The organism is Candidatus Bandiella numerosa (assembly GCF_021811875.1).
Taxonomy (GTDB): domain Bacteria; phylum Pseudomonadota; class Alphaproteobacteria; order Rickettsiales; family Midichloriaceae; genus Aquirickettsia; species Aquirickettsia numerosa_A.
Genome location: NZ_JAJBJD010000059.1, coordinates 1 through 5,731, shown reverse-complemented (window position 1 = coordinate 5,731; position 5,731 = coordinate 1). Strand labels below are relative to the sequence as shown.

The following is a 5,731-nucleotide window of genomic DNA, read 5'->3' as shown; positions in this document are numbered from 1 at the left end:
GGGTTGGCGATTTTATTAAAGTCGGTGATTAACAAGCATACCTCGTCTTTATGTACGGAAGGCGAATTTTACCTTTGATAAATGTTGTGAACCAAATCTTACAAGTCAAGGCTATGTTTTTTCTCGTATTGTTGCCATATTATATATCATCATTAAATTAGTCTTTTTAATCACTTATGAAGTGGAGGTCTACTTGGCGCTGGGAGGTAATTTAGTTTGGCACTAAATTAACTTTCGTTGGTTGTTTTGCTTGGCGCATAATAGGTTAAGGCAAATATAATGCTGTTGCATCTAAATTTCCGACTTGAATAGCTAATTTTATAGCCACTATCCATTGAATACACCATAATACAAAATCTCAGTTCACCGTTTTTACAACTACTCACTAGGCTATATAGGCTCATTGACTACTAATGATAATAGCACAATTCAGAAACTTTTCATGTCACAGAAATAAATTGTACCTATCTAAGTAATTAACGTTAATTATAATTTACTAATTACTATTAGTAATTGTTTTTTCAATATTTCTTTTTGTTCTATCTTTAATTTTTCAATACCATTTAACTGGAACTTAAATTTATCATTCAATATATTTATTCTCATGACTGAAAAGCTTTTAGTTTCTTTTTTTACTTCTACAAGCCCCAAAATTTGCTTAATCTTTTGCACATCATCCTTTTCTAATAAAATTTTTCTTAATTTATCTCTAGATTTAATCCTCTTTTTAATTAGAACATATCTGATTTCTTCGGGTATTTTAGTATACTTGATATATTCAGAAATAGTTGATTCGCTCATCGAAAGAGTATCTGCAAGTGATGATTGAGAATTAAAAGCTCCTTTATCTAATAATATATTAAATGCTAAACCAAGCTCTATGGGATGTAGATCTTGCCTATGTATATTCTCTACTATAGCTATTTCTTGAGCTATATTTCTATCATGTATAATAATACATGGAACTTTATTCAATCCCACAATTTTAGCGGCTTTCAATCTTCTTTCTCCGCTGATAACCTCAAATATACCCTTATTATCTTCATATGGGACGATTGTTAAAGGTTGCCTTATTCCGTGTCTTTTAATAGATTCTGACAAATTCTCAATTTCTTTGTCATCAAAATAAATTCGCGCCTGATTTTTAAAAGGTATGAGATTTTCTACATTAATCATATAAAATTCTTTTACTTTTTCTTCATATCCAATACCCAGTCTACTATTTTTGATTTCTGGTACAGTAAGTCTCTCTAATGCTTCAGAAATTTTTCTATATTTAATTTTTTTAGTCATTGTAGATTACAATATATTAAGATGAAATTTTAATAATATGCTTAATTAGATCAATAATATCTTCTAACGCAATGGAATTTCTTCTAGCAAAAAATGCTAATGGTTTACTATATTTTGAAGAATTTATTATGTCCTCACTTCTTCTAATGGCAAAATCCTCTTTTAAAAATTTTGAATAAAAAGATTTTAAAACAGCCATTGCCTCGCCTGAATTACTTGTTCTATCTTCATATTTATTAGGTATAATATTAATATCTCTCTTATCAATTCCCATATGATGAAAAAATTTTTCAAGATCTTCCATTAATAATTTCAATCCATTTAAACTATAAGGCTGAGTTTCACAAACTATATTAAGTATATCTACAAAATAAATTATATTTCTATTTAAAAGACTAATGGTCGGATTTGTATCTAAAAATATAAAATCATATTGGTCTTTAAGATAATCTAATTCTATCTTTATTCTTTCTTCTCTCCTTGGTATATTAGATAACTCCGTTTCAAGTCTTGTTAATGACAAATTTGATGGTATGCAGTCTAATCCTTCATATATATTTATTATTACATCTTTTGCCTTTTGATTCCCGCATATTATATCATAAAGTGTCATGTTGTCGTCTTTCATCACTCCTAAAGATAAAGATAAATGCGCTTGTGGATCCGCATCAATTGCCAAAACGTTATATCCCATCATTGCTAAATGTGTTGCAACTTGAAAACATATACTAGTTTTACCAGTTCCTCCTTTAAAATTATAAAAAGCCTGTTTTTTCTTTTTAATATCTCTATTTATATCTGAAACTGCCTTAATAATAGCTCTTGAGTTAGCTATACTGTATCTTAGATTTCTCTGCGTTCCATCATCTATTGCTACAATATGATTTTCTGAAATATATCTACTAATTGTTGAGTTAGATACTTCAGATAAATCAGCCATTATTTTTTGAGTTAATCCATCAATTAAAACATCGTTTTTCATAAATACCTTTACTTTAAAGTTCGCGGCTGCGAAGTAAAAAACACTAAATTTATTCACTGCTAACATGGTTAAATGTATTTTGCAACTTATTTTAATATATCAACTTCAGTGATTTAAAAAACCTATTATATATTTTTACTAATTTAACCCGAACTGCATTTAAGAAAAGAGTAGTAGAAGAAAGCAAAAGCCTACAATAAAATAATTAAGACAAGTATATGGTAAGGAAAATGCTCTCAGAAATAGATTATATCAGAATATTTTGTGAAGTGGATGATTTTTGCAAAGGATTTGAAAGATGGTATGTAAAACAATTGATAAGTGATGGAATGGTAAAGAGAAAAAGGGGTTTACAAATGAAGTTATCAGAAATAATAACGATAATGATAAGCTATCACGCGTCAGGAATGGCGTGTTTCAAGCATTATTATTACTATTTAAAAACAGAACGTAAGAATTTATTCTTAAATATGGTACATTATGATAGTTTTATCAGATATGTTAAAAATGCATTTTCATGCTTATTATGTATGTTTAAAGCTATTGAAGGAGGCATAACAGAGTATATGTTTATAGATGCAACACCAATGGCAGTATGCCATAATCTGAGGGAAAAAAGACATAAAGTTTTTAAAGGTATGGCAAAAAAAGGCAAGACATCTACAGGTTGGTTCTTTGGTTTAAAACTACATATACTGTTTAATACACATGGAGAAGTGGTTAGACTCGCGATTACTCCAGGAAATACCGATGATAGAGCGCCTGTTCCTGACATGCCAAAAGATATTTCTTATAAACTCATTGGTGACAAGGGGGTACCTTTCCAAAAAACTGTTCAATACTTTGTTTGAGCAGGGAACAACGCTGATTACAAAGATTAAGAAAAACATGAAAAACTGTCTGATGCATGTTAAGGATAAATTAATGCTTCAAAAGCGTTCGCTGGTTGAAACAATCTTCTCTTCTATGAAATCCCTAAGAACCCTTATCCACTCTAGACACAGATCTCCCATTAATGCTTTTTCCCATCTTTTAGCTGGATTAATAAATTACCAATTAAGACCAGATAAACCTGTTATTGATAAAAATCTATCGATCATTCCTTAAATGCAGTTCGGGTTAATTTATTAATCTCCCCTATTTCGAATCCTCCGAAGATTACTTTGCAATTAATAAAAGATAATAAAATTGTAAGACATCTCAGAGCTTATTCCGAGGAGTATTATTCACTACTTCATACTATATAGTAAGACATATAGAATTTAACCAAGAATACTTAAGTATATCAATTTTATTTTTATAATTAATAATACTAATTTATATAATTAGTAATAGATAATTATTTTGGCAATTCAACATATACTAACGATTAATACGTTTTATGTTGCATATTTTATTTTTAATGATATACAATTAGGACGATAATATATTTATTATTTTTTCGAATAGTAGAGCAAAAAGTAAGCGAAGTACGAATACCTCGCCACAAATTTCATAACTTGTTATAACTCAGGCCGAGTTATAATGCAAGCGTATTCGTACTTTTGTTTTAAATAACTAAGTAAAATATGGAGCGTAATTATGGTAATTTACAATACTTTAAAAGTAAAAAATCACACTAAGGATAAATATAATGACTCGTTAGTAAAGAATATCTTTTATAATAGAATTATTCAAATAAAGTCTTGTTGTCCCTTTTTCACTCTTTAAATTTAAAATAAAGGAGAAAGATGACATCATATATACACACTATAAATCCGCACCTAGCTACCATAATAGGCGAGCCAGAATCTATTTTACTAAATCAACTTGAATACTGGGTCTCCAAATGCGGCCGAAATATTGAGAATCTAGATGGAAAATGGATTTATAATTCTTACAAAAAGTGGTCAGAGCAATTTACTTATTGGTCTGCTTCTAAATTGAGAAGAACCATAAAGTCTTTGGAAATATTAGGATTAATTAAATCTACTAAATTAAATGCTAAAAAATGGAATCAAACTAAATGGTATTCAATTAACTATAATGAATATAATAAATTATTAGAAAATAAATATTTAAATTCATCATCTTCTAAAACCTCAGCTATTATCTATAACGATGCTACTAAATCAAATTCTATTACTAGTGAAAGTGAGAAAATTGTTGGCACTGAATTAAATAATAAAAATTTATTAAATACATCAAAACCGCAAAAAAAATATCAAATTAATAATAATTTGCAATTTACAGAAATAACACCAATTATTAATAAATATCCTCAAAAAAGCCCAGAAGTATGCATTTGTTCAAAATGGACAAATCGATCTGTTCAAAATGAACAAATGTTAATAGTAACTAAGAATAACTATACAAAGAATAATTCTTCTGAAAATAAAATTTTTGTTAATTTGGAAAAAGAAGCAGGCATCTTTATTGATTCTAAAAAAGAAGTAGATATAGCAAATCAAATGATAAATAAATGGAATGAGATTTTTGAATACGCTCTAAAGCCTATAAAGGCTTACAGTAATAAAAAGATAGTTGCTAGATTAAACAAAGCCTACAAAAATATATTTAATTCTTCTATGGATAATTGGGAAGGATACGCTATTAAAGTAAATTCAAGTAAATTCTTGATGGGAGAAAAGGTAACTAAAACTGATTTTAAAGCAACGTTTGCATGGTTAAGTAAATTAGATACTATTCAGATGATATTATCAGGAGAATATGGGGTAGGCGATAGAAAGCCAGATATTGATAATCTTTTTAATAATATAAAAATCCAAAAGAGAGAAGTAGAAAATTTAATTGCAGAAAAGATAAAAAACTCAATATCTAGTAAAATTAATCTTAAAAAAGAAAAAAAGGAGTTTCATGAATACCTACAAACCCAATCAAAAGTTGATGAATATGGTATTCACAAGAAGTTAGGTAAGAAGTATAATATCGGAGAATACGCAGATACAGGAAGATTCATACGTGCCATATATTCAATATTTGATATGGAGCATAAGTATATCTACGATTTATTTTTTGAAGAATATTTGTTACAGAAACACGGAAATATAAGTAAGGATAACATTTTAATGAAAACAACAGAAGCTCTATCTTTTATCTATAAGGAAAAATCACTTGTTGCCTTGCAAAAAATTAAAAGGATTAAAAATATGATTTATCCAAATACTATAGTGGATAGTAAAGCAAATTCGAATATTTAAATATAACTTTATTTTTTTGTTTCTAGTATTATGTTTATAATGACAGCTATCAGCTCTAATTTAAGGATAAAATTACTATTATTATTTTTTTCTAAATATGCAAAAAATCCTGCACTCTCCTTTTTTAAGAAAGGCCGTTGCATAAATGCAAAGCAAGGAAGATATGCAATAAATGGATTTAAAAAATTAGATTCATATAAAGAAGAACGATAAGTTTGGTATAAAAGCTGATAGAATAATAGGAATTCAAGAAAGT

Annotated in this window: 6 protein-coding genes; 3 read left to right on the top strand and 3 right to left on the bottom strand. The window is 28.0% G+C overall.

Going from position 1 to position 5,731, the window contains the following annotated elements; translation table 11 throughout:
• Positions 1-486: 486 nt before the first annotated feature.
• The gene (locus tag L8D11_RS02980; RefSeq protein ID WP_236870192.1) at positions 487-1,293 is read right to left on the bottom strand and encodes a ParB/RepB/Spo0J family partition protein; all 807 of its coding nucleotides are present in this window, start codon (positions 1,291-1,293) and stop codon (positions 487-489) included.
• A gap of 16 nt (positions 1,294-1,309) precedes the next feature.
• Entirely contained in the window at positions 1,310-2,275 is a 966-nt protein-coding gene (locus L8D11_RS02975) for a ParA family protein (RefSeq protein WP_236870191.1), read from the bottom strand.
• Positions 2,276-2,505: 230 nt separating this feature from the next.
• Between L8D11_RS02975 and L8D11_RS02970 the strand changes: the two genes are divergently transcribed.
• The 3 genes from L8D11_RS02970 (at position 2,506) to L8D11_RS02965 (ending at position 5,475) form a co-directional block, all read left to right on the top strand.
• Positions 2,506-3,126, top strand: a complete 621-nt coding sequence (locus L8D11_RS02970; protein WP_236870190.1) for an IS982 family transposase — start codon at positions 2,506-2,508, stop codon at positions 3,124-3,126.
• Positions 3,026-3,382, top strand: a complete 357-nt coding sequence (locus L8D11_RS05990; protein WP_369127278.1) for a transposase — start codon at positions 3,026-3,028, stop codon at positions 3,380-3,382. The genes L8D11_RS02970 and L8D11_RS05990 overlap by 101 nt, the downstream gene beginning before the upstream one ends.
• A gap of 623 nt (positions 3,383-4,005) precedes the next feature.
• A complete protein-coding gene (locus L8D11_RS02965) occupies positions 4,006-5,475 on the top strand; it encodes a hypothetical protein (RefSeq protein WP_236870189.1) in 1,470 nt (489 codons plus the stop codon).
• 8 nt (positions 5,476-5,483) lie between these two features.
• Here the strand turns inward: L8D11_RS02965 and L8D11_RS02960 are convergent.
• Positions 5,484-5,731 (bottom strand): hypothetical protein (locus L8D11_RS02960; protein WP_236870188.1); only part of this gene is annotated, 248 nt, incomplete at its 5' end.